Source organism: Lysinibacillus macroides (assembly GCF_001281525.1).
GTDB lineage: Bacteria > Bacillota > Bacilli > Bacillales_A > Planococcaceae > Lysinibacillus > Lysinibacillus macroides.
This window is the reverse complement of record NZ_LGCI01000005.1, coordinates 814977-839226: the sequence shown is the minus strand read 5'-3', so window position 1 is coordinate 839226 and position 24250 is coordinate 814977. Positions and strand designations below refer to the sequence as shown.

At 35.2% G+C, this 24250-nt stretch carries 23 protein-coding genes; 13 read left to right on the top strand and 10 right to left on the bottom strand.

The genetic code is table 11. The features are described from left to right. Positions 1-46: 46 nt before the first annotated feature. Both ADM90_RS06935 and ADM90_RS06925 read left to right on the top strand, forming a co-directional pair. A complete protein-coding gene (locus tag ADM90_RS06935; RefSeq protein ID WP_053994288.1) occupies positions 47-295 on the top strand; it encodes a ferredoxin in 249 nt (82 codons plus the stop codon). A gap of 590 nt (positions 296-885) precedes the next feature. Next, positions 886-1668: an enoyl-ACP reductase FabI gene (locus tag ADM90_RS06925; protein WP_083448477.1), complete on the top strand. Its 783-nt coding sequence runs from the start codon at positions 886-888 to the stop codon at positions 1666-1668. A gap of 52 nt (positions 1669-1720) precedes the next feature. Here ADM90_RS06925 and ADM90_RS06920 read toward each other — a convergent pair whose 3' ends face one another. Both ADM90_RS06920 and ADM90_RS06915 read right to left on the bottom strand, forming a co-directional pair. Beyond that, positions 1721-2449, bottom strand: a complete 729-nt coding sequence (locus tag ADM90_RS06920) for a sulfite exporter TauE/SafE family protein (RefSeq protein WP_053994286.1) — start codon at positions 2447-2449, stop codon at positions 1721-1723. A 21-nt stretch (positions 2450-2470) separates the two neighbouring features. Next, positions 2471-3676, bottom strand: a complete 1206-nt coding sequence (locus ADM90_RS06915) for an MFS transporter (protein WP_053994285.1) — start codon at positions 3674-3676, stop codon at positions 2471-2473. Between the two features lie 297 nt (positions 3677-3973). Here ADM90_RS06915 and ADM90_RS06910 point away from each other — a divergent pair, with 297 nt between their 5' ends. Continuing rightward, positions 3974-4798, top strand: coding sequence for a methyl-accepting chemotaxis protein (locus tag ADM90_RS06910; protein WP_053994284.1), 825 nt, complete (start codon positions 3974-3976; stop codon positions 4796-4798). A gap of 13 nt (positions 4799-4811) precedes the next feature. Further along, positions 4812-5357 carry a GNAT family N-acetyltransferase gene (locus ADM90_RS06905; RefSeq protein ID WP_053994283.1) on the top strand — a complete coding sequence of 182 codons (546 nt, stop codon included), beginning with the start codon at positions 4812-4814 and terminating at the stop codon, positions 5355-5357. Between the two features lie 102 nt (positions 5358-5459). On the opposite strand, the gene ADM90_RS06900 is transcribed toward ADM90_RS06905, so the two are convergent. From ADM90_RS06900 to ADM90_RS06870, 8 genes are all read right to left on the bottom strand, one after another. Beyond that, positions 5460-7037 carry a flotillin family protein gene (locus tag ADM90_RS06900; RefSeq protein WP_053994282.1) on the bottom strand — a complete coding sequence of 526 codons (1578 nt, stop codon included), beginning with the start codon at positions 7035-7037 and terminating at the stop codon, positions 5460-5462. A gap of 15 nt (positions 7038-7052) precedes the next feature. Next, complete coding sequence (locus ADM90_RS06895) at positions 7053-7583, bottom strand: hypothetical protein (RefSeq protein WP_053994281.1); 531 nt, start codon at positions 7581-7583, stop codon at positions 7053-7055. 125 nt (positions 7584-7708) lie between these two features. After that, a complete protein-coding gene (locus ADM90_RS06890) occupies positions 7709-8305 on the bottom strand; it encodes a 3D domain-containing protein (protein WP_053994280.1) in 597 nt (198 codons plus the stop codon). Positions 8306-8344: 39 nt separating this feature from the next. Next, positions 8345-8527: a hypothetical protein gene (locus ADM90_RS06885; protein ID WP_053994279.1), complete on the bottom strand. Its 183-nt coding sequence runs from the start codon at positions 8525-8527 to the stop codon at positions 8345-8347. A 260-nt stretch (positions 8528-8787) separates the two neighbouring features. Further along, positions 8788-8958 (bottom strand): hypothetical protein, encoded by a 171-nt coding sequence (locus ADM90_RS24450; protein WP_161804057.1) that lies wholly within the window; start codon positions 8956-8958, stop codon positions 8788-8790. Between the two features lie 42 nt (positions 8959-9000). Beyond that, entirely contained in the window at positions 9001-9471 is a 471-nt protein-coding gene (locus ADM90_RS06880; protein WP_053994278.1) for a hypothetical protein, read from the bottom strand. 224 nt (positions 9472-9695) lie between these two features. Then, a complete protein-coding gene (locus ADM90_RS06875; protein ID WP_053994277.1) occupies positions 9696-10682 on the bottom strand; it encodes a phage lytic cycle repressor MrpR family protein in 987 nt (328 codons plus the stop codon). A gap of 16 nt (positions 10683-10698) precedes the next feature. Next, entirely contained in the window at positions 10699-12009 is a 1311-nt protein-coding gene (locus ADM90_RS06870) for a ParB N-terminal domain-containing protein (RefSeq protein WP_053994276.1), read from the bottom strand. Positions 12010-12226: 217 nt separating this feature from the next. Between ADM90_RS06870 and ADM90_RS06865 the strand changes: the two genes are divergently transcribed. From ADM90_RS06865 to ADM90_RS06825, 9 genes are all read left to right on the top strand, one after another. Next, positions 12227-12736 carry a hypothetical protein gene (locus ADM90_RS06865; RefSeq protein ID WP_053994275.1) on the top strand — a complete coding sequence of 170 codons (510 nt, stop codon included), beginning with the start codon at positions 12227-12229 and terminating at the stop codon, positions 12734-12736. 72 nt (positions 12737-12808) lie between these two features. After that, a complete protein-coding gene (locus ADM90_RS06860) occupies positions 12809-13285 on the top strand; it encodes a hypothetical protein (RefSeq protein ID WP_053994274.1) in 477 nt (158 codons plus the stop codon). 248 nt (positions 13286-13533) lie between these two features. Continuing rightward, positions 13534-14073, top strand: a complete 540-nt coding sequence (locus tag ADM90_RS06855) for a hypothetical protein (protein WP_053994273.1) — start codon at positions 13534-13536, stop codon at positions 14071-14073. Then, positions 14070-14837 carry a hypothetical protein gene (locus tag ADM90_RS06850; RefSeq protein ID WP_053994272.1) on the top strand — a complete coding sequence of 256 codons (768 nt, stop codon included), beginning with the start codon at positions 14070-14072 and terminating at the stop codon, positions 14835-14837. The genes ADM90_RS06855 and ADM90_RS06850 overlap by 4 nt, the downstream gene beginning before the upstream one ends. Before the next feature lie 24 nt (positions 14838-14861). Continuing rightward, positions 14862-15860 (top strand): hypothetical protein, encoded by a 999-nt coding sequence (locus ADM90_RS06845; protein ID WP_053994271.1) that lies wholly within the window; start codon positions 14862-14864, stop codon positions 15858-15860. A gap of 70 nt (positions 15861-15930) precedes the next feature. Next, positions 15931-16422 carry a hypothetical protein gene (locus ADM90_RS06840; protein ID WP_053994270.1) on the top strand — a complete coding sequence of 164 codons (492 nt, stop codon included), beginning with the start codon at positions 15931-15933 and terminating at the stop codon, positions 16420-16422. Between the two features lie 110 nt (positions 16423-16532). Next, positions 16533-22994, top strand: a complete 6462-nt coding sequence (locus ADM90_RS06835) for a peptidoglycan DD-metalloendopeptidase family protein (protein WP_053994269.1) — start codon at positions 16533-16535, stop codon at positions 22992-22994. After that, positions 22995-23591, top strand: a complete 597-nt coding sequence (locus ADM90_RS06830; RefSeq protein ID WP_053994268.1) for a phage tail domain-containing protein — start codon at positions 22995-22997, stop codon at positions 23589-23591. It abuts the gene before it with no gap. Position 23592: 1 nt separating this feature from the next. Then, a complete protein-coding gene (locus tag ADM90_RS06825; RefSeq protein ID WP_152927975.1) occupies positions 23593-24249 on the top strand; it encodes a hypothetical protein in 657 nt (218 codons plus the stop codon). The last annotated feature ends 1 nt before the right edge of the window (position 24250 follow it).

Genomic DNA, 24250 nt, shown 5'->3' with positions numbered 1-24250 from the left:
TAAAATGAGTATGAAGCTTTGTAGGAACATAAAAGGAGAGAAAAAAATGGCTAAATACACAATAGTTGATAAAGATACATGCATCGCTTGTGGCGCATGTGGAGCCGCAGCACCAGATATTTATGATTATGATGATGAAGGGATTGCCTTCGTTATTTTAGATGATAACATGGGAACTACTGAAGTTCCAGAAGATCTATTAGAAGATATGCAAGACGCTTTTGAAGGCTGTCCAACTGACTCTATCAAAGTAGCAGATGAATCTTTTGATGGAGATGCACTAAAATACGAATAATTGTATCAATCCCTTTGAAGGCATCCTTAAAATGGATGCCTTTTTTATCAAAAAAATCCTATGGTCCATCACTAGACACATACCAATCTATTGAAGGAATGAGCATCTTTGAGCAGTTACAGCTAGAACATAGTTTATTTCCAATCACCGAAAACCATATAGATCCATTGAAAAAACTTGCCGCAAAATGGCAAACCATTTTCCCGTTTGTATGATAATTTATATTACTTTATTACCTTTCACTTGGGCACCGAGGCTAATTTATTAGCACGATAAGCTTAGTTTCTTGCTTATCTTAAGGAAGATGTTCAAATACAGGATGCTTCCTTTCATCAAAGCCAAACAAAACCATTACAATACTTGTGCAGACAATTCGTACACAACATTGTTTTAGCATCACTGTGTATAGGGCAGTCAATCAAGCACTGGATAAGTGTGAACACTATGTAAAACATAGTGCAGCTATTTAATTTTTTGCAAGTTTAGTCGCTACACTTTTCATGTTATGATTGCAACACTATTTTAGGTATGATAATATTTTAGTAGTTGGTACTAATAACAGATATTATCTCATAAAGGAGTTCTTTATCATGATGGATAATTTATTACAGTTAAAAGATAAGAATATTGTTGTGATGGGTGTAGCAAATGATCGTAGTATTGCTTGGGGCATTGCAAAACGTTTATTTGACGTTGGTGCAAATGTCATCTTCACGTATCGTCAAGAGCGCTCATTAAAAAAATTACAAAAACAATTAGAAAATATCGGACAATCCGATTCTCTTGTTGTGCAATGTGATGTGAATAGTGATGACAGTACAAAGGCAGCGTTTGATGAAATTGGAGCAAAGGTTGGCGTTATTCATGGGATTGTACATTCAGTGGCTTTTGCCCATGCCGAAGATTTACACAACCGCTTCCTTGAAACAACTCGAGAAGGCTATGCATTCGCACAAGATACAAGTGCTTATTCATTAATTTCAACAGCAAAAGCAGCACATCCTTATATGACAGAGGGTGGCTCTATTGTGACAATGAGTTATTTAGGTGCAGAGCGTGTGCTTGATGGCTATAATGTGATGGGAGTGGCAAAGGCTGCACTAGAGGCTTCCATGCGCTATCTGGCTGCTGATATTGGTCAGGATAATATTCGTGTCAATGCGATTTCAGCAGGCGCAATTCGCACACTTGCGGCGAAAGGCGTTCCATCCTTTAATACGATTTTACACAAAATCGAAGAAACAGCTCCTTTAAAACGTAATGTTCAACAAGACGAGGTAGCAGATATGACGATTGTGATGCTCTCTCACCTATCACGTGGTGTCACTGGTGAAACAATCTACATCGACGCTGGCTACAATATTATGGGTTAACAACAAAGAAGTATGGAAGATGCAGCATCTTTTCCATACTTCTTTTTGTTATTTATAACATCGTCCCTATACTTTGTATCAATAAAATTAGACCTGCTGCTACCAATAGAAGATAAATTAATGATCTAAACAGCTTTTGATTTAATCTATTAAATAGAATTTGTCCCAAAATTAGACCAATGAAAACTATTGGCAAAGCATACATACTATACAGCCAAACCATTTTACTTGTACCTTCAAATGTGACTTGAGATAGTAAGCTAATCAGATAAATAAAAATATAGTAGGCTATCGAAACTGCTCTAATTGTTTCTTTATTTCTATGCGTGCTCGCAAAATACAGTAATAGTGGCGGTCCTGCCATTCCAATACTTGTTGTCAACATGCCTGAAATGAAACCAACACCATAATCCCTACCACTTGTTTGTTGAATAGAGAGATTTTTCATTAAGAGAATCGTAAGCCCTATTAAGAGGATGGCAATGAGCAACTTGAATGTCGTCACATTCACAAAGGCAAAGAGGAGACTACCAAAAGGCGCACCCACAACACTACCAATCATCACCTTCTTAAGTAAAGCTACATCAATATCCTGTCTCACCTTCCATATTAAAGAAAGCGAAATAACAAGGGACAATATTATATTTATTTGCATCGCCTCTTGTGGTAAAAAAAGCAGCAGTAAAAAAGGGGTGGCCATAATAGAAAAACCAAACCCTGTACTTGTTTGCAAAATAGCTGCTGCTAGAATAATAAAAAAGTATAAAAGTAATTCCTGCAAAACGTCACCTCACATCAAATGCTATCGAGTGGTTGCGATACGTTGTCTAGCAATGATCCTCTTTAATAAGAACGATAGTACACAAGCAATTAATAAAAATAAAGCAATCATCGCTATAACACCTACCCAGCCATACTTCATCCAAAATACGCCTCCCACTGTTCCCCCAACACTTGAACCAACATAATAGAAAAATAAATAGAGAGAGGAGGCTTGTGCTTTATCATGTGACGCCCGCTTACTCACCCAGCCACTTGCAATGGAATGTGCTGCAAAAAAGCCAAAGGTAAAAACGGTAATGCCAATAATTTTTAAACTAAGCAACTCGTTCAATGTTATAATCGCGCCTATAAACATAATGGCAATGGCCAATAAAAGCATACGTTGACGACCATAACGATCAGCTAAACTACCAAACCAAGCAGAGCTAAATGTCCCCACTAAGTAAATCACAAATATCCAGCCTACAATCGTTGCACTTAAATGATAAGGAGGCGCCATTAATTTAAAACCAATATAGTTATACAGTGTAACAAAGCTCCCCATTAACACAAAGCTAATTCCATAAAGACATAACATGGAAGGGTCTTTTAAATGTTGCCAAAGCGTTATCGTTAATGCTTTTATTTGCAATGGGCGGGCGCTGAAATGCTTAGAGTTAGGCAGCATCCAGACAAACAATACACTAATAACAACACTAATGCCCCCTAGCACCAACATACCTATATGCCAATTATAAAAATCCGTGAATGTACTAATGATCACTCGTCCACTAAGCCCGCCAACAGAATTCCCACTGATATATAAGCCCATGGCAATACCTAAGCTTGCTGGCTCTATTTCCTCACCTAAATAGGCCATCGCAATCGCAGGTAAACCTGCAAAAACAGCACCTTGCACTACGCGTAATAGTAAAACCATTTCAAAATTAGAGGCAAATGCAAGTGCAAGCGTAAGGAGAGAGGCAGCAAAAATGGATATGGTCATCAATGATTTTCGTCCCCATGCCTCTGACAGGGAGCTCACAATAATTAAGCTTACTGCTAAAGCAAAGGTCGTCACTGAAAGAGATAAACTAGCAATGGCTGGTGATACTTGAAATTCTTCTGCAAATGTAGGGAGCAATGGCTGGGTACTATATAAATTAGCAAACGTAATAAAGCCTGCTAAAAATAAGGCCCAATTGGCTTTATAAAATGCGCTTGTCCCTTTTTGTATATATGCCATAGTACGCTCTCCTTCACTTTTTCACCGTATAACTATTATTCTAGTACACTATTTGTGAAAACACACGAACACTTTGTCAACAAATAGACAAATTTGTTTCGATGTTTGCTTAGCAGCACTATACGATTATTATTGATAATCCTGCATCTTTCCCAACTATCGCAACAAATTGTACCCAACTTTTAGTAATTTAGTATTTTGAGTTGTCAAATAGTATGCTACAGTAAAAGTAACCATCTAGCACCATTGTTATCAGCCAATTGCTTTTATTTATGAACTAAATTTGGGGGAATTATTATGAAAATTATTGAAGCATTGTCTCTTGCAGCACCTTATATACACCTTGCCTTAAAAGAAGAAGCTATCGTAGGTGTCGTTGACAAAGAAAGTGAAATCGTTGTTAAATATTTAGCAGGTAAACGAGTAGATTCAGGTTATCGTGACGGACAAAGGGTTAATCCCAGTGATCAAAATGTTTATATTGCCTTTAGTGGCAAAAATGCAGATGTCGTTATTCCAAAGGATGTATATGGTGTAGCCATCAATGCTTTTTCATTCCCAATTCGCGAAAATGGCAAAGTCGTAGGTGCGTTAGCATTTGGTCTGCCGATCGATAATGAACTGAAACTTGAGGATTATATGGGTACAATGGATAAAATCGTAAACAACCTCCAAGATAAAGTACATACCATCGCTTCTCATTCAGAGGAATTAGCCGCTACAAGTGAGGAAATTAATAAGCAGGCACAGCACGCTTTAGAGGATTCTGAAAAAACAAATGAAGTGACAGATTTAATTAAAAGTATTTCGCGTCAAACCAATTTACTTGGCTTAAATGCATCTATTGAGGCTGCTCGTGCTGGACAGCATGGTGCTGGTTTTAATATCGTGGCACAGGAAGTACGAAAATTATCTTTTGAGACATCAAGCGCTACTGAAAATATCGAATCATCGTTACGCAATATTAATAGAAATCTTGAAAATCTGAAACAAAATATGGGACAAATCAATGATGCAACAAATGAACAGGCCCAGCTCGTTCAAGATTTTAGCGAAATTATTGAAGAATTGACTGTACTTAGTCAAGAAATGAAGGGCTTTATGCACGACGCCTTAAAATAATGAGGTGAAACCCATGATGATAACAACTGATAATGACTTAACCTTACGTACAATTACTTTAGAGGACGCAGCAGCCGTTTTTGCCTTAACCGATGCTTCCAGGGTTTATCTGAAGGAGTGGCTACCCTGGCTGGATTATACAAGGGACATAGCAGATACAACCGCCTATATTGAGGGCTGTATAAAAGGACATGAAACTAATAGTAGCCTTTCCTTTGTTATTCTTTTTAAAGGGGAAATAGTTGGCATCACTGGCTTTAACAGCATTAATCCTAACAATAAAATTGGCACAATTGGCTATTGGCTTAGCGAAGGAGCACAAGGTCATGGCATTATGACCAATACGGTCAAAGCCTTATTACAATATGCCTTTGAAGTATTACGGCTTCACAAAGTTGAAATCCGTGCAGCAGAAGGCAATCAGAAAAGTCGTGCCATTCCTGAACGTCTTGGCTTTGTAAAAGAGGGGACGATTCGTGCAGCAGAATGGCTCTACGATCATTATGTGGATCATGTTGTATATGGCTTACTTGTAAGCGAATGGCAGCAGCAAAAATAACAAAAGCGACCTGACAACTATAAATTGCCAGGTCGCTTGCTTATTATTGAGCATACTCTCCTATAAATTGAGCGATTTCGCACTATTATTGAGCACATTCTCTTATGCATTGAGCGGTTTCACATCATTATTGAGCGCACTCTCCTGTGGATTGAGCGATTTCGCATTATCAGTATCTTTCTCCAGCCCTGCTGCAATTTGCTCAAGCTCAGGACGTAGTGTATGTTTACCGGCATAGCTTTCAATTAGTTCCTTGACATCAATCCCAGAAGTTTCCTTCAATGACTCCTGCAAGGTAGACATTAAATTGGTTGCATAGGCTGTCACCTTATTAGCGCCACTGCCACCTTCACCGCCACCAGTATCCACAACGGTAATCTTATCAATATTGCCAAGTGGACTTGCCAGCTCTTTCGCATATTCTGGCATCATGCGAACAATCATATCAAGCACAGCCGCTTGCCCATAATGCTCAAAGGCTTCGGCAATTTTACGTTTCGCCTCGGCTTCCGCAAGACCACGCAAGCGAATAATTTCTGCCTCTGTTTCCCCTTTGGCACGCTCAGCATCTGCTTTAGCCAGACCATCTAAGCGAATTTTCTCCGCTTCTGCCTTTGCCAAGGACTCGATACGATATTTTTCAGCATCAGCCTGTGCAAGCTCACGCATTTTTTCGGCTGAAGCATTTTGTTCAACCGCATAACGGTCAGCATCTGCTTTCTTTTTCACCTCGGAATCATATTGCTTCTCACGACGTAAAATCTCTTTTTCCTCTAATTCAATTTGCTTTTGACGCTCAATAATACGAATTTGCATTTCTTGCTCGGTTACTTCTTGCTTGGCACGCGCTGTTTCAAGTTCATAGGCTTGGTCAGCACGAGCTTTAGCAATATCTTGCTCACGGCGGAATTCAGCCACCTTTAATTGGTTTTCTTTTTCCGCTTCCGCAATCTCGGTTGCACGCTCAAGCTCAGCTTTTTGCGCTTCCTTCGAGGCTTCTGCACGCTTAATACGTGTTTCTTTTTCCGCATCAGCCGTTGCAATATCAGCATCACGTTTCACTTGTGCAATACGAGGCTTACCAAGTGACTCTAAGTAACCATTTTTATCACGTACATCCTTAATCGTAAAGGACACAATCGTTAAACCCATTTTAGCTAAGTCTTGAGAAGCCACTCGCTGTACTTCCTGAGAGAACTTATCACGGTTTTTATAAATTTCCTCTACTGTCATTGAACCTAAAATGGAACGTAAATGACCTTCTAATACTTCACGCGCCTCATTTTCACGCTCATCCTTCTGCTTGCCTAAAAATTGCTCTGCCGCTGTAGCAATTTCAGAAATAGAGCCACCAATTTTAATAATGGCTGTTCCATCAGCCATTACCGGTACACCCTGCTCTGTATAAACCTCAGGTGTTGTTACATCTAGCTTACTGGATAATAGGCTTAGTGGCTGTGCTTGCTGGAAAATTGGGAATACAAATGTACCGCCACCACGAATAATTTTTATACGATTTCCTGACTCATCCTTATGTACATTTTTGGAGCCAAGATAGCTACCTGTGACAATCAATGCCTCATCGGGACCCGCCGTACGATATTTTGTGACATACAAGCCAATAAGTGCAATTAAGATAAATACGACAATACCGATTGTAATTAAAATCTCTATAGACATAAATCGATCTCTCCTTTATATAAATTTTTTCTCATAGGATTTTACAAGAAGTGTGCCATCCTTCACCTCGACAACAAGTACTGTAACATCGTAGTCAATGGCTTCATTATCATAGCCTGTTGCCCTTTTTGAAATCATACCACTTGCCGTTTCAATCACAACCTCTCCAAAGCCATCTACTGGAATTGGCACGATGACCCTTCCTAATTGACCACCTAACGATTCCTCTGTATAGGCGAGGGAAACATCGGCTGACCGAAGCGGCACAAGTACAAATAAATAAAAGATGGCACTTAGAATAGCTCCGATGATACATGCAGCAATAATGTTCCAAACGCTAGAAAACAAGGCTAGTTTCTCCAAAATAAATCCTGCTGCTGACATCAACGTTAGAAATGATAGAATCACACTCGGATTAAAAATAGGCAGTCCTTCCCCAATACCTTCGACAGCATCGCCAAAAAACATTAGCAATATTGTAGCAAGACCAGCGAAAATTAAAACCACCAAAAAGATCTGCTCGAGTGAATAGCCAAATAGCGTCAAGTTGCTCACCCCTTTTCATCTTGTTACCTACTATACGGATGTCTCCTATAAAAAGTTTCAAAAATTTTCAAAAAAAAGAGGAGCATATCAAGAATGCTCCTAACTAATATGTATAAAATTCTTCCTTATTTTATGATTAATAATTGCACATCATGTCTGCCATATTGAGCAGCAATCCGTTCAGATTCCACCAGTATATCTAATCTATGTCCTTTAATCGCACCACCTTTATCCGCAGCAATTGCCTTAAACCGTTCATAGGGAGTTTGAATTTCAACAATGGTCCCTAATGGAATAATGGTTGGATCGACTGCTACAATTCTTAAATGATTAAAATAAATACGATTCCGAACATTTATGCCAGTAGCAGTAATACCACTACAGCCTCTACAATCATGACCATAATAGGTTGCATGAAAATTTACCCACTCATTATGACTATTCTCTGAACGTGAATGTTGTATTTGTTTCTGCTGTTCTTTATGGAGCTCCTGCTCGACTCGTAATTTTTGTAATGCTAATTGCTTAAGATATTTTTCTTTTTTTAACTGCTCCGCTTTACTATTAATAGCTATTACAGCTTTTTCATATTTATACTTGGGTGCATTTTGAAAAACCTCTCGATAATCTAAACTATGATTATCATATCTAGTATGTTCTAGTATGATAAACCAACAAAGGGTCATAAAATATACAACTAAAATACCTTTATAATTCATCATTTCTTAAAACTCCAATATCAGCTCTTTTATGTATAACCATTAAATATCTAGTATTTTTATTTTTTCTAAAAAACTCTCTAAAATTTTATGTGCCTCCCATTCTAAATAATCCATTTCCCTAGAAATATGTAAATTTAGCTCACCCATTTCTTTATAAGCGAGTGCCATAGCGCGACTATCAATTTTTAAATGATAGATATGTTCATCTTTTAGAATGTTCATTTCACTCATTCCCTTCAATGAATTTTAATTGTTTATACTTATAATATTTCCAATTAATTTATCTAAATATTTTTGTGCAGCCCTCCTTGAATGGAATTTTTTCGTATAAATAAAGTCATCCTCTAATTGTACTAACCTCCATTTATTATTTTTATCATCTTTTAGGACACTAACTCCATATTTTTCATAGATAGCGTTTGGATGCTTCGTATAAATCGTTCATCACCCCTTTCATTTTCTAAAAATAGTTATACGTCTTTTTAGTTCTCTATGATTTCTTGGGCTGCCCATTTCAGGCAAGGAGTTGGCTTAAATTTTTTCATCTTTGCCAAGTAAACAATGGCTAATGCTTCAGCATCTATTATGCTTATTCTGCCTTTTGATTGTTCAACTATGGCAGATGCAAATTCCTTCACTAAAAACTTTTCCATTCAAATACCTCTTGTTTTTTCATTAATTAACCTATAAAGATTCTATATTCCATCCATTCTTTCTAAAACCTTATGCTTTGGGTAGTAAAGCATTAAATAATTTTTAAGACTTTTTAAACATGTAATGCGGGTATCGATAATAGATTTTCGCTGAAGTCCATTATATAAATAAATAATTTTTTGGAATTCCACCACACAATAAATATTCTCTTTACTCTCATCTAACTGCACTAAACTATCGAAATAGATATCCATGTCCTGAGCTTTTTTATAAATAAATTTGGTATCACCTACCCCTTTTATTAGTTCAACCTCATCCTCATTCCATTTATCCATCACAACTAAACTTGAAAAAGAGCTATCCATACATTCACATGCAAGCATATTACCTCCTTCATCCTTTAAAATGACATTCGATATGCTGCCATAGAAATTATTCATTAACGCTTCAGACACATCACTATCTTTATAGATAACTAGCTCAAGTATTGCTGTTGTTTCCTTGTCATTCATGCAAATCCCTCCTTAGCCTGCAAGATCACATTAAAGATATTTGATTTCATCTTAACACGAACAAACGTTCTTTTTCAAGTTCATTTTTAGAGAATATTTACAGATTTAAGCTTTTTATGATTTCTCAATCTAGTAGAAGCCTGCTTTTCGCTCTGCTCGTATACCTTTTCTCTTACTCAGCTCTTTATTTTTTGCCAAACAAAAAAACTGGTATTTCACCAGTTCTACAAGTCTACAAGAAAGAAACCATAATTTTCTTGTATAAAATCAAAATCTAACTTATGCTGCAGTATAGAATAGCTTACATACTGACTATCTTTGTTGACATAGCCAGTATCATACTTATTAGCAACTTTCTCTAACACTTCTTTATTCAACAATTTTTCTTCTTTATCCTTGAGTAGTTCCCATATATACCACATCATACCTGAGACTTGAATGGTACTTGCGATCAAATTACGATTGTCGAAAATAGTTTTCGCCAAATTTAAGGCTCTATTTCCAAAGGATGCTTTAAGCTGAATATCTTCGCCCTTCGCATTTGCTTTTTTGAATATATAGGTACTATCTGAAAAGTACTTTTGTCCCTGCTTAGGTTGTCCACTAGTTGAAGATACCTTATCTAGCCTCTCCAATCTCCAATATAAATCTTCCGAGATTTCAATTGTTCTCGTATAGCCCTTGTCGTTTCTCAATCTAGCATAGCAAGCGCCATGTTCGTGTTTCAAATCTTCCATTTTTAAATTTAAAATCTCACTATAGCCCTCCCCCTTAATGCCCTCAAATAAACAAAGCAAAAATACTGCATGTCTTTGGTCATCAAACGACTGCATATATGTTACTAATTGCGCTCTTGTATAGCGAACAATGGAGGCTTTATAAATAAATTGATGGCAATAGTCCATATCAATAACGCTAGGAAGCCTTTGAGAACGATTATTTGTATAACCGTTCATAATAGCCCAATCAATATATCTGGCAATAAAACCAATAGAGGCGCTAATAGACTGTGGGCTTGGGGACTTAAAACTATAAAATAATTCTTCCAACTCTACCTTATTCATATCAAAGATATCTTTATTTTTTTGATTTTCTAGTAATGCTGCTTTATTCAATAATGATAAATAAGTGGTCAAACTATTTTCCTGGACATCTAATGATTTGAGATACCATTCCTTAATATCCTTATTTAAAACATTTTCTTTCAGCATCTTTTACACCTCATTCTTAAATTAGTTGTTGAAACATCTGTTGAATTTTTGCTCTATTACGTGCACTGATACTACCATATTTAAGAATTCCAACTTCCTCCCATATAGGATTATCAATAGCAAAGTCAATTTTATCTAAATATTTATGGACGTTTTCAAATGGAATATGATGCTCAAACATAAGAGCAGCTAATTCTATATGGCCAATAAACATCCGGCTTTTAAACATTAATGAATGTTTATCAAATAAATTCGGCTTATAATAGGCAAATACATACATCATATAGTCATTGATCACTTTCGCTACCTTTATCACTGCTAGACGGTTTTCTAAATGAAAGCTGTTCTCGATAGCATTTGATAATTCCGAAAAGGTAATGACCTCCCCATACGAATATTTAATAATGGAATTGGATGTAATTCTTCCTTTTAATTCCCCTTCAGCCTTTAATTCAATCACAACCTCATCCGATAATTTATTTTTTGCCAGCTCCTGTAGTCTTGGCTTTGGAATGGGATTAGCCTTTGCCATATCTACCTGCACGCGTTTACACTGAGCCTCTGTCATATTGGAAAAAATAACAATCATACTTCCTGCCAAGTCTACCTTTTTCATATAGGCATTGTAGAGAGAGAATGTACGATGGGCACCATCCAAAATATCCACTAAAGTACCTGCTAATAATGTAAGTGTTTGCTCTCTTTCATTATAATCAAGCTCAATCCCATCCGCGCCAGAGCCTACTTTGGCATTATAGCGTAATGTAGAGGTTATTAAATCCCCCTCTAAGGCTTGCTTTTCAATAGCTTGCAAAGATTTAGGATTAAGATTCATCACCTCTATAATTCCATTTTTCACCTTTTTCTTTTTTGCTTGACGCTGAATATTTGGGTTATACATAGTAATACCGCTCATCCAAAGCTTACCAATCATTGAATTAGGAATGACTGCAACATACTCATTGCGTCCTACTTGCAGAACATTCTCAAATGTATAGGGTAATGTGATCGTTTCTTCATAGGGCGACTCTTTTATGTACATTCTTAATTCTTTCACCTCTGACGGATTAAGCCATTCTGCTAACCAATTCGCTTCACTATCAGCAAATTTTAAATGAAGCTGTTCTCCAAGCAATAATAGCTCCTGTAAATTCGCCTCATTTAAATTGTTCTTATCATTTATTAACGCAAGTATATGACCTATGCTCATATGATGTTGATGAAGCTGCATAGAAACTTCTTCTAAAATTGAATCATGTTGCACTAATAAAGGAATTTTTTTTTGAATCTCCTCTATTAATAATTCTCTCGTTTTGCCGACCTTCAATTTTCATCACTCCCTTATTTTACCTTTTTAAAGTTAATCAATTTAATAGTAACATATACTATTTTAAAAAGTAATAAATTTTAAATTAATTAACTTAAAAATATCTGTGTTTTTCAAACCAATAGATAAATTAATTGAAAATTTTGATTGATTTATTTACTAATAGGATTATAATAAACAAAAGCATAAATATGGAAGGTTTAAAGGAGATGAACAGATGATGGCTTTTCAAACAAGTAAAGATACAAAGTATAACCAATTAGTATTATCCGATACAGCCGTTATTAAAGAATTATTAACATTTAGAGGAACCGTTGATGATACAAACTTCACTCAGGGTGTTTGCGCGACCAATTCTTTAAAAATGAATACAGATGTCATTGCTTTATTTGCTGATTTAGATAAATTAATTGAAAAATCTTTAAATAAAGAACAAACTACATTACTCTCATATATTGCGAGAGACTATTCTTATTATACGATTGGCAAACTATTAGGGATACCCGTTAAAACTGTAGGAAGTAGATTTAATACAATTTGTCAAAAAATCAAACAAGAGAATGATCGCCAATGGAGAAAAGTTACCTATATTCAAAAACTACAGCTAAAAACGAAACGATGCAGTAAATGCCATGATATTTTGCCAGCTACAGATGAATTTTTTAGTGTCAATAATAGTAGTAAAGATTTGTTTCATTCACAATGCAAAAAATGTAAAAATAAATAGAACATTCGTTTGGGCAGAAAAATTGGATTTACAGCTACACTAGCCACCCTAATAAGTAGAAGGAGCGTACATATGAAATTACAATTACCTCACACGATCATCGAATTAAATATAGAGCTTCCTATAGCGGAAAGAGTTCAATACATACAATCAATTTTAGAAAATGAAAAAATCACTTTTAGAGGAGAGGAAATCTCTTTAGAAATGTATTTAACAGCAACCTCTCAAACTTACAAGACGATTATTTTATTAGATATGCTTGGCTACTACATAACAAAAGGCTATTTCACAAGAGAAGAACTTTTATTAGAGGAAGAAAATTTACACTATATTAAGGAAGCCAAGAAACGTCATAAAAGACGTAGAACATTAACAAAATTACTGAAAAACCAGAGCTCACAACATCGATTACAAGATAATTATGTACTCTCCCACTATAAGCAAAAAGAAATTCAAAAAGGCTCCAGCAGACATAATACATTTTCCAATACTTCCTATTTTGAAGCTTTGACCTTTGGGATTGAAGATATAGATGAGGATTCCATTTAATAAGTGAATTAATTTAAAAAACATAATAAAAAATGAGGGATTCTAGTAGGTCTGTACACTTTTCACAGACCTATCATGAAGGTTTCATTTTAATAAAAGATATTTTAGGCAAACTCGTAAACCCAGCATGATTATCTCTATGAAATGAAAGAGGGTGATGACCATTGTATGTATGAATTAATGTAAAATTATAATCTTTTATTAAGACACCTTCAACATTACACTCTTCTTTAGGAGGATAAAGGAGAATGAAAATTGTAAAAAACCTAACTGAATTTTATCACACATTGGTAAATAATGAAAAACTGCTTCGGTTGCTCTACTACATACCAATGGATCCATCAGATGATCCACTGGACCCATTAAAAATGGATGTCTCTCAATTGCCTGAGAAAGATCATATACTTAGCAAATTAATCGTTATTGGTGATCAAACGAATGATTTAGCACCTGAAACACATTGTAGAATCTGCTTATATACAGGTCCTCGCATGCCTCAAAAAAATTATGTAAAAAGCCAAAATCAATATATGGATAACCCTTATTCAAGTACACAACACTATATTTTTGATATTTATACCCCTGTGTCTATTACTCCTATTGATTTTCGTCTCGATTGGCTTGGTGAAATATTAAATGAACTATTATTTCAAGAGAGTATTGAAGAATTTGGAGATTTAAGATTCCATAGTGGACTGCCTATTCCCAATGTCCCTCAAGATTTTATAGGCTATCGCTGGATTTATAGCATGTCCTCAGGTCAGCTGCCTACAGGTTATCGATTATGAAGTACACTACTAACAAGGCTTTTGGAAAACCCTTTCTCTATAAAGGGTTAAATATTTATCCTGTCAAAATGAAGGATACTGATGAATTTTATGATGCCGTGCAATGCTTGCTTTTACCGAAGAATGATTTTCAACAGCCAGAGATTATACGAATGTCGTATCTCCTTTTTTTACTGACTGTGTCTCAAAGTAATGATGAGCATCGAGTGCTAGAGAAATTACTAGCATTATATCGTTTAGTGTTTAAAACCGAGGATATACAAATTTCAATCAATGAAAAGGGTATGGCTTTTGTAATTGTGAATGGTATCACATTACATGAGCGCGATTTTGATACTATCAAAACCATTATTAGTGAACAAAATCTTATTGATTTAGATGATGAATTTATTGATCCTGACACAAAAAAAGCTATTCAGGAAGCACGTGCCTTTATGGCTAAACGAAAAACAAAGCAGGCTGATTTAGAGCAGCAAATCATCGCCTATCATTGTAAATCGGGCCTACCCTATCATGAAATTGAGCAGTTAACTTTATATCAATTCCATAAAGGGCTCCTCCGTATGGACTATATGGTAAGTAGCAATGCCATTCTTCATGCTCGCTACTCTGGAATGATCGAATTTAAAAATGACCAAGACCTCCCTCATTGGCTAGGTCATATTGAAGAACCAAAGAAAAATGAGGATGTCATTATCACAAAATCAACATTTGATCAACAAATGAAAAAACTAGGACTCGAGCCTAGTTCAAATAAAAAATAACAATTAAAAAGGATGGTAATTTTTATGTCACAACAAAATCAATTTTTAACTTCAGTCGCAAATGTTCGTTTATTTGATCGCTTAACAGATGAATTAATTTTAAATGGTAAAACATTGCTTAATTCATCTATGACACAGGCTATTCAAACACAAGCTATTTATGCTGGTAAAGGCTCTAAAAAGGTATATGAGCTGAATTATCAAAAGGAATTAACATTCTCTATTGAGGATGCAGCTTTTGATACTGCCTATATTGCCTTACAAAACGGTGCAGAAATCAATCATCAGCTAGCGGAATATTATACAGATGAAATGATTTTACTTGATGCAAATGGTAAAGGTACATTAGCTGAAACACCTATTGGAAAGGTGCATGTAGAGCAGCTAAATGGTACATTCGCACAATATACGGCTACTGGTAAAGAGATTACGGTTCCTGCCTTAGCTGGCAAAGAAGTTCAGGTAGTCTATGTTGTACAAGAAATGATGGATACAATTGAAGTTTCTGCGGATTCCTTCCCTAAAGCAGTTCGTATGGAATTAAATGTAGATATTCGTTCGAATAACGGCAAAACAGGCGAAGTCATTATTGAAGTGCCAAACTTCAAACCAAATGGAGCTATTGAAATCTCCATGACACATGAAGGTGTTGCATCCTCTTCTCTAGCTGGTAGCTCACTTGCCGATAAAAAAGGAAATTATGCTTATATCAAACTTCGTAACCTATCCGAGGAAAAAGTACAGTTTACGGCACTTGCTGCAAGCCCTTCTCATGTAGTCCTTGACTCTACTGTTGCTGGTGATTCACAACCTATTACCGTATTAGGTATTCGTGGTGCAGGCTATGCCAACGTTCTTTTACAAAATAATGAGCTAGCTTGGACATCTAAGGATCCAGCCATTGCCACGGTCAGCGCAGATGGGGTTGTGGCTTTAGGAGCTTCTGCAGCAGTCAATGATCAAACAATTATTGAAGTCACTGATGGTACATATACTGAAAAGCTTGTTGTCGATATTATTTAAGTAAATTAATTAAAAAATGGGTAGAAAATCAACTTTCTACCCATTTACTTTTTAGTAGCGGAGGTTGAGCATGGCAAAACGTGAAACAAAACTAACATTAGCGGATATTCAAAAAAGCGCTGAAGTCGTTAATACAAAGCAAAAATTTTATATTGATAAAGACCAAGAAAAATTTATTTATTATTACCCCAAATTTAGTAAACGTAAAATAACGATTTTAATTAATGATCTATCCCATACAATGTCCTATGTCGAGCAGCATAAGCTTGACTTTTTCAACAACGATGATGAATTACATCATTATATTTTATTTTTAATGATTAAACATTTCACTGACCTACAAGCTGAATTAAAAGATAAATCCATCGAAACGCATTTTGCAACAATGCATCAGCTCGTCGATATTGGCTGGTATGAGTTGTTCCTAATGGACATGTTCACAATCGCCGAAGTATCTAATGCATTAGCTGAAATTAGTAAGCGACTCAATTTAAGCATTAAATATGTAGAGCTTGAAAAAGAGCTTCAACAACAATTACAAACAGGAAACACCCCTACATAATACGAAAACTATGAAAATCTCATAAAATAATAATGTTCAATTGATTATCCAGCTATTCGTTTCAAACAGTAGCTGTATTTTCATTTGTCTTAATTAGGAGGGAAAATCGATTGAGTACTGGTGGTGAACAAAAAAAACCAACAGAGCTATTGATTGCTCTAGGTATCAATGAGAAAATCTCAAAAAAAAATATCCATACCTATCTAAAACAGTTAAAAAACATACCAAGTCTAACAATCAACTTAGATGTTAAGGGCTATAATAGCCAATTGTTTATTGATTATGGTAAACAAATTCAAGCATTAGAGCAGCAATTAGATACACTGAATGGCAAGCTACAAAACATTGGTGCTGAAGCATCCGCTCCCCTATCAATTTTTGAAAATGTTAAACAGCAAATAACCGATTCTATCAAATCTATAGACACACTAAATAAAACATTCAAGGATGCAAAAATAAATGTCAGCTCCTTCTATAAACAGCTAGCAAAAGTCCCAACGAATGACCTACAAGCACTTAGCAAATTAGTGTCACAGCTAAAAGCAGAAATTGAAACGGCTACTATTGATCAATTTAAGCTAAATGGTATTCAAAAAGTACAGCAAGATTTGCAAACCTTTAAAACCAATCTATCCAGCATATATGAGCTACAAACATCCTATATAGATACATCCAGCTTTGACCAATTAACAGCCCAAATCACTGATTTAAACAATCAGCTTAGCGATATCCAGCTTGGTGAGGGTTTAAACATTGCAGATATCTCGAATGTTTCAGCTCAAATCGAAAAAATGAATCAAGATATAATCGAATTTGGGCAAAATACAGGTCAAGCAGCCCAAAGCTCTGCTTCATTGGGATCATCTATCATGGACAGTCTAGCTCTCACATCTACCCTTAAAACCATTGGCGAAGATATTTCCGGTGGATCAGCCCCTATTAAATTGTTGCGTAATCTTCATGGCATTGGGATCGTAGGTGGGCTTTTTTTCGATATGTATACGGAAGAACAAAAAAAAATTAACCAAACAGTTGCGGAATTTGAGGCTAGCCAAAAAGCAATGCTAGGCCTATATAGTCAAAATGCAGAAACTATCGATAGCCTTATTCCAAAATATGAAAGATTAAGTAAGATAGTTAATGATGGCAATGCCGACAATAATACTTTAAAAGAACATGAGAATATTCAAAATCAATTAGCTAACCTGCTCCCTTCCTTAGCTGCTAGTGAGGATGAATATGGCAAAAAAATAGTAGGTTCAGCAGAAGCCATCAAAATAAAAACACAGCTTTTAAAAGAACAACAAGCAATAGAAAATAAGGCTGCTTCTGCTAAAGAAGTGGAAGCTAGAAAAGCCACAATAACTAAGAATGAAGAAGAACTCAATAAGTTACTTAAAAAAAATGAAGACGAGTTATTACGGTTTGCTAGAGGTAATAATAGAAGAAATGCTGGTGTTAGTGCTGAATACAAACAAAAAGTATTTGATAAAAAGGATTCTTCTGCGGGTGGAAGGCAGCCCTCTTCTGTAGAAGAAGTGGTAGATTCTTTCTGGGGTTTATTTGAAGGGAAACCTATTTACGACTCTGTAGAAAAATTACAAAAATTTTTACCTGAGCTTCGAACAATGCTTACTGAAGCTAAAAAATCAGGTACTGATACAGATGTTCAATATTTAGAATCCTTAATACGTGATGCTGAACGCACTTTAAAGTTAACTAAAAATCCCTTAAATGAAATCAACAATTTATTGCCTGAAATAAAAACTAATTACATCAATAATTTAGAAGCTATTATTGAGAAAAATAATGCTTTAACGGGAAGTACAGAAGAGGTTGCACAAGCTCTAGGTGCCCAATTAATCTCCACAGCTAATGCTGATGAAATTCAAAATTTGAATTCTGCATTAGAAGCTTTATTTAAAGATAAAAACGCACCAGAGTTTATAAATGCTATTAATGAACAGTTTAATAAATTATACTATGCACCACCTGAACAATTTGAAAAAATGCACCAAGAAGCTTCTAATTATATAGAAGATATACGAAAAAAATTAAAATCTGCCTATCCAAATATGGATGATGCTACACTTACAAACCTTCAAAATGGCATAACACAATATCTAGCAAGTATCACAAAAGACTATGAGAAATACGGAGAGACAATGAAAGCAACAGGATTGTCACTTCATCATTTTACCTCTTCATCTGCAGCATCTGGCAATGAACTTGAAAGTCTAACAACTAAAATGAAGAATTATCAAAATGTAGCAGAAGAAGAAATAGGTATTTCAAGTTCTTATGTGGATGCTCTAAATAATTCTATATCTTCCTATCAAGAAATCTCAATGCAATTAGATGAGCACTCTCAACAAACACTAAACGATATTTTAAATAAAGAACATTTAACTACACAGGAACAAAATATAAAAGACCTTTTAGATGCTCGTTACGCAATCATGCAAGATTTAGCTACTGTCTATCCTGGTTTATTAAAAAATGACTCTATATTAATTGGTCTTTCAAAAGAAAAAATAAATATGATGATTGCGGAAAATAATGCAAACGAGGTATTATTAAAAGCCTACAAACTCTTTCGTGATGGAAAATTAACTGCTGAGCAAGAGGCAACATTAGCATCCGCTTTGGGTACTAAAGCTCGTATTGAAAACCTGAAAAGTGAACTTGAAGCCATTCAAAAAGTAAGTAGCTCTACATTTAATAAATATGAAGAAATACAAGCTAAATACAATCGCGGCGAAGAACTAACGGACAGTGAAGGTAGATTCTTACTAGCTGCTTCTCAATCTCGAGGGGACTACGTTGGCTATGGGGAATACTCAGAGAAGCTAAAAAAACTAGATGATCTAATAAGTATACTAAATACTGACATTGGTAAAGTTGATGGCTTTACCTCTACTATCAAAAAAAATGAACAAGCTACAAATAAAACCACTACAGCCCAAAAAAATGCAAACGCTGAAAAAGAAAAAGCTATATATATTACAGATAAATACAAGCAAAAACTAGAAGAGTTAAATTTCCAAATTAACAAGCAACAAAAATCATTATCAAAGCTACCTGAACACTCTAGTGAATATCGACAAGCTTTAGAAACACAGATTAAATTTGAAAAAGAAAAACTGAAAGCAATGCAGCAGCAAGAAACCTCCTTAAAAAACCAAATTGCCTCAGGGAAGATTCAAAAAACTGGTACTATCACAGGTAGCTCCTCTGCTCAAACAACAACAAGTAATCAAAAATTAAATGGTTGGTCTGGCACAATAACGAGTGGCTACCGAGAAACACGAATAATTAATAATAAAACTGACATTCATCGTGGCATAGATATTGCCTCCCCTCTTGGTACTCGTTTAGATGCTAATATTAGTGGGAAAGTTATCGCTAGTGGTAAGGCTGAGAAGAATGGGATGGATTCATCTTATGGAAATGTTGTTGTTATACAAGATGCTGATAATAGGAAGCATATTTATGCTCACCTAGACAAAGCAATTGCTAAACTAGGCGATACCCTTGTGGCTGGTACGCAAATTGGGACAATCGGTTCTTCTGGAACATCATCAGGGTCACACCTCCATTATGAAATAAACGTCAACGGACAACCTGTTGATCCATCAGCATTCTTAAAAGATGCTCAGAATGGGAAAATTTCTATAGTTTCTTCATCAGCTAGTAGTACAGTTGAGACAGCACAGGCAGCGATCGATCAGACTATATCTGAGGTACTGAACTTACAACAGCAAATATTAGATCAACAAGAGAAGATCGAAAATCTAGAACATGATATTATTGAAAGCTATTTATCAAAATTTGAACATCAAAAGACTAATTTCGATAATCAATTAGAAAATAGTGATAATCGACTGAAAAGGCTAACTGTATCTTCTGAGTCCTATCGTAAAGAATTAGATAAGCAGGCGTCTTTATTAAAGGATAAGAGGAAAGTTAATCAAAATGAAATCGCCTACCTTGAAGGTGTTATTAAAAGTGGCACTGTTTCTAAAAAAATTGTTGCCGAATATACGCAACGCCTACATGAATTAAATCAAGTTAATAGTGAAATTGATTTTACTATTTGGGACGTTGGCGCTAAAAAGCTGGAATCCTACATGACAAAGTTTGAAGAACAGCGTCAAGCTCCAAATAATACGATTGCGTATGAAAAAGCGAAAAGCGAAGAATTAGATACCTCTTCTCCTAGATATATAAAAACATTAGCCAATATCAATAATGCAATGAAAGAGCAGCAAATTGCCAACAGTCATGAACTAACGCAATTACAATCTTTAGTTAATGGCAATAAATTATTTGGTGATAGTTTAGATACCGCTAAACAACGTATTAAAGACCTAACCGTTGAGATGAAAGAATTGCAAATTGCGATTCAAAATGGCGATTATGATATTTTAATCAATATCAAAACACAATCAGATGAGAAAGTAAAAAACATAGAATCTGAAATTAATCGAGCTGAACTAATTCGTAAAATGTTTGATGAAGGTTCTAGTGACTATGAAAAATATACAGATATTATGATTGATGGGCAAAAAAGAATTGCTCAACAACATTTGAAAACGAGAGATACTTTACTAGAGGAATTACAACAGAGCGATATTACTGCCGAGCGTATCAAAGAAGTCATAGACTTAATAAATAATGAGTATAATGCCTATTTAAATGCGACTGTAGCCATCAAAGAATATAATAAACAAAAAAATGATGCGAAAGAAGCCCAGTTAAAGGACATTGCTGAGAAAGTTATTAATGCCTATAAAGATTACTATCAAGAGCTGAAGGATGAGCACCTGAAGCAACTTGATGAGGAAATTGAGCGCGAAAATAAAAAACATGAAACTATCATGAAAAATCTTCAAGATGAAATGGACTTATTTAGAAAAAGTGTTGAAGATAAATTGCGTTTACTTGACCGTCAAGAAGCCCAAAGAAGCTATGATATGGAAATTGAAGATTTAGAAACGGAACGTGCAGATGTTCAGAGTCAATTTAATATTTTAGCATTAGATAATTCTCATGAGGCGAAAGCTAAGCGTAAAAAACTCCAAGAACAGTTAGATGAAATTGATAAAAATATTGCTGAAAAACGCCATAACCGAGAAATTGAATTACGTAAAGAGTCTTTAAATGATGCATTGGAGGCTAAAGAGGAAGAAACAGATGAAAAAATAGAGCTCCAAGAAGCAGAGCATGAAAATTTAATTAATAAAATTGAACGTGAAAAAGAATACTGGGAATCACATTATAATGATCTACTTAATGATGAACGTGAATTTGCGAAAATGAGAGAAAGTATCATTGACGGTCACTTGGAAAATGTCGAAGCTGATCTTAAACAGTTTCAGGATAAAATGAAAGCCACACTACCAGATATGGGAAGAACATTAGAGGGAACTATGGATGCCGTTGGTCTATCCATTAAAAATAATGTAATTTTCAATTTGGAAGAGGCCTTGAACTTAATAGATAAATTTAATAATAGTCAAAAAACATCTGATAAAGGCTTATTTGAAGCAACCCCCCATACTAAGCAAAACACGCAGACATCTACAGGTAATTTATCTGAGGGCGACTTGCAAGTGCTATTAGGTAAATTTTTATTTGACAAAGTATTACCAAACGCTTCAGGAACAGATAAGGATACCATTCGTCAAAAGGCAACACAATTAGCAGACCAAGGCCGCAAAGATAGCAAAAACCCGCAATTTACTAAAGATGGCGTTAATTTTGAAAATGCATTTAACACATTAACTCATGCTGATAAGGACGCAGTGTATGAGTATTTTAACAGCAATAAAGGTATTTTAGGGGGAAAATATAACCATGTTATCGAGCAATTTATTAGCAGTATTTCTGGTAATAAATATGAAGCTACAACTAGCAAAAACAATCAAACTGCTAGCTTATCTACAGCCGATATGCAAGTTATGCTAGGTAAATTTATTTATGAAAAGCTCATTCCCGACGCAACCTTAAATGCTAACACGAAAACGGCTCTTAAAAACAAAGCGGACTATGTTGCGGCACAAGGAAGAGCTGATGACTCAGAGATTTCTAAAGATGTGACGTTTGATTCTGTTAAAAATACATATACTTCAGCTCAGATTGATCAATTAAAATCATTCTTTAATGCCAATTTAAATCTTATTGATAACACTACAACACGGGAATTAATGAAGAACAAGATTGCTTCTCTCGATACTGGTGGTTTTATGAATTGGACTGGCATAGGAATTGATGGTAAAGGTGGAAAAGCGATTATTGCTCATCCTCATGAAATTATGCTAAATAAAGCCGATACAAGAGGTTTATTTGATTCAATCAATATTATGGATAGAGTGATGTCCAGCTTAGCTCCTTTCTTCTCCAAATTTGTACCCTCTGCTAAAACCTCTCCCCTTCCTGGTGGAGATACTTATGGGGATATAGAGATTCATTTTAATGTTGATAAAATGAACGGTGACAGCAATGATTTAAAACGATTTAGTAAAATGATTGATGATGATTTATTACGTAGGAAAGGAATGAGAATATAGATGTTAGAGTCCATTCATTTTATGTATGACAATATCTCATCAAAAGATATGGGTGTCAACATTGCTTGGTCTAAGGGTGGATTATTTGAAGAAAATTTTCTTCCTAGCCGTAAAATTATTGAAAGAAAAGTTGCTAATAATGAAAAACCTTACTTTCAGAGAGTGGAACATGAGCCACTCTCTTTTCAGTTATCTTTTTATCTGGAAAATTGGGTGGAAGATAAAGATATACGAAAAATCGCCAGGTGGTTATTTCAGCCTTACTACAAGCCATTAGTTTTTGATAGTAACCCCAATAGAGTGATCCATGCGCTGATAGAAGGGAACTCAGCACTATTACATAATGGTTTAAAGCAAGGATATGTTGAATTATCTATTAGATGTGACTCTCCTTATACCTATTCACAGGAACAAAGTTTTACTAATTTAACGTTTAGAGATGCTAACACAGGCTATCACATTATTGACGATAGTCATACATTTGCACAAGGAGAATTTATAAATACAAAAGTGACATCGAATGGATTAACGATTGATAACATCAATAACTCTTGGGGAATATTATATGCCAACACTAAAAAATGGGGTGAATTGTAAGATGGAAACCACGAATCAACTTGAACTAAATATTACCACAGCAGCAACGTTTGAGGACGATGATATTAAACAAACAATTATTGAATATGGAAATAATTTTAAAGCATTAGAGCAATATGTAAAGAATGCTACTAATTCAATTAATGAATTAGATGATAATCTGCTTTACAAAGTTGGACATATTTTATGGAATAAGACCCCTGCTAGCGGTTCATTTGTTGGTTGGATTGTCACAAGAGAAGGCATTCATGCAAAACAATGGCTAGCCAATAAAAAGTATAATGTAGGAAATCTTGTTAAGCCTCCGATAGATAATGGAGGGCTTTATGAATGTGTTGTGGAAGGTCAAAGTTCAACTACTCCCCCTGTCTTTCTAAATACGTTAAACCAGGAATTTTATGATGTAGCAGGTGCAACTTGGAGAAGCGAATTCAATTATGAAGTAGGTGACTTAACCTTTCCTATAAATGGAGGTAAATTATACTACTATATTTGTGAAACAGCTGGCTATTCCTCCACAACTGAACCTGTATGGTCCTCTGTTCAAAATGATACAGCATTTATAGACGGTACTGTTGTTTGGAGAAAAGCTAAAAATATTATCTGGAAAAAGGTTGGAACAAATTGTGAATTTAGACCATTCGGAAAAATAGAATAGG

Excerpts from the sequence above, each read along its gene's own strand:
- ADM90_RS06905 (WP_053994283.1), top strand. The coding sequence starts at position 4,812 with ATGATGATAACAACTGATAATGACTTAACCTTACGTACAATTACTTTA.
- ADM90_RS06855 (WP_053994273.1), top strand. The coding sequence starts at position 13,534 with ATGAAAATTGTAAAAAACCTAACTGAATTTTATCACACATTGGTAAAT.
- ADM90_RS06885 (WP_053994279.1), bottom strand. The coding sequence starts at position 8,527 with ATGAACATTCTAAAAGATGAACATATCTATCATTTAAAAATTGATAGT.
- ADM90_RS06860 (WP_053994274.1), top strand. The coding sequence starts at position 12,809 with ATGAAATTACAATTACCTCACACGATCATCGAATTAAATATAGAGCTT.
- ADM90_RS06830 (WP_053994268.1), top strand. The coding sequence starts at position 22,995 with ATGTTAGAGTCCATTCATTTTATGTATGACAATATCTCATCAAAAGAT.
- ADM90_RS06925 (WP_083448477.1), top strand. The coding sequence starts at position 886 with ATGATGGATAATTTATTACAGTTAAAAGATAAGAATATTGTTGTGATG.
- ADM90_RS06880 (WP_053994278.1), bottom strand. The coding sequence starts at position 9,471 with ATGAATGACAAGGAAACAACAGCAATACTTGAGCTAGTTATCTATAAA.
- ADM90_RS06875 (WP_053994277.1), bottom strand. The coding sequence starts at position 10,682 with ATGCTGAAAGAAAATGTTTTAAATAAGGATATTAAGGAATGGTATCTC.
- ADM90_RS06935 (WP_053994288.1), top strand. The coding sequence starts at position 47 with ATGGCTAAATACACAATAGTTGATAAAGATACATGCATCGCTTGTGGC.
- ADM90_RS06850 (WP_053994272.1), top strand. The coding sequence starts at position 14,070 with ATGAAGTACACTACTAACAAGGCTTTTGGAAAACCCTTTCTCTATAAA.
- ADM90_RS06910 (WP_053994284.1), top strand. The coding sequence starts at position 3,974 with ATGAAAATTATTGAAGCATTGTCTCTTGCAGCACCTTATATACACCTT.
- ADM90_RS06845 (WP_053994271.1), top strand. The coding sequence starts at position 14,862 with ATGTCACAACAAAATCAATTTTTAACTTCAGTCGCAAATGTTCGTTTA.
- ADM90_RS06890 (WP_053994280.1), bottom strand. The coding sequence starts at position 8,305 with ATGATGAATTATAAAGGTATTTTAGTTGTATATTTTATGACCCTTTGT.
- ADM90_RS06840 (WP_053994270.1), top strand. The coding sequence starts at position 15,931 with ATGGCAAAACGTGAAACAAAACTAACATTAGCGGATATTCAAAAAAGC.
- ADM90_RS06915 (WP_053994285.1), bottom strand. The coding sequence starts at position 3,676 with ATGGCATATATACAAAAAGGGACAAGCGCATTTTATAAAGCCAATTGG.
- ADM90_RS06825 (WP_152927975.1), top strand. The coding sequence starts at position 23,593 with ATGGAAACCACGAATCAACTTGAACTAAATATTACCACAGCAGCAACG.
- ADM90_RS06865 (WP_053994275.1), top strand. The coding sequence starts at position 12,227 with ATGATGGCTTTTCAAACAAGTAAAGATACAAAGTATAACCAATTAGTA.
- ADM90_RS06900 (WP_053994282.1), bottom strand. The coding sequence starts at position 7,037 with ATGTCTATAGAGATTTTAATTACAATCGGTATTGTCGTATTTATCTTA.
- ADM90_RS24450 (WP_161804057.1), bottom strand. The coding sequence starts at position 8,958 with ATGGAAAAGTTTTTAGTGAAGGAATTTGCATCTGCCATAGTTGAACAA.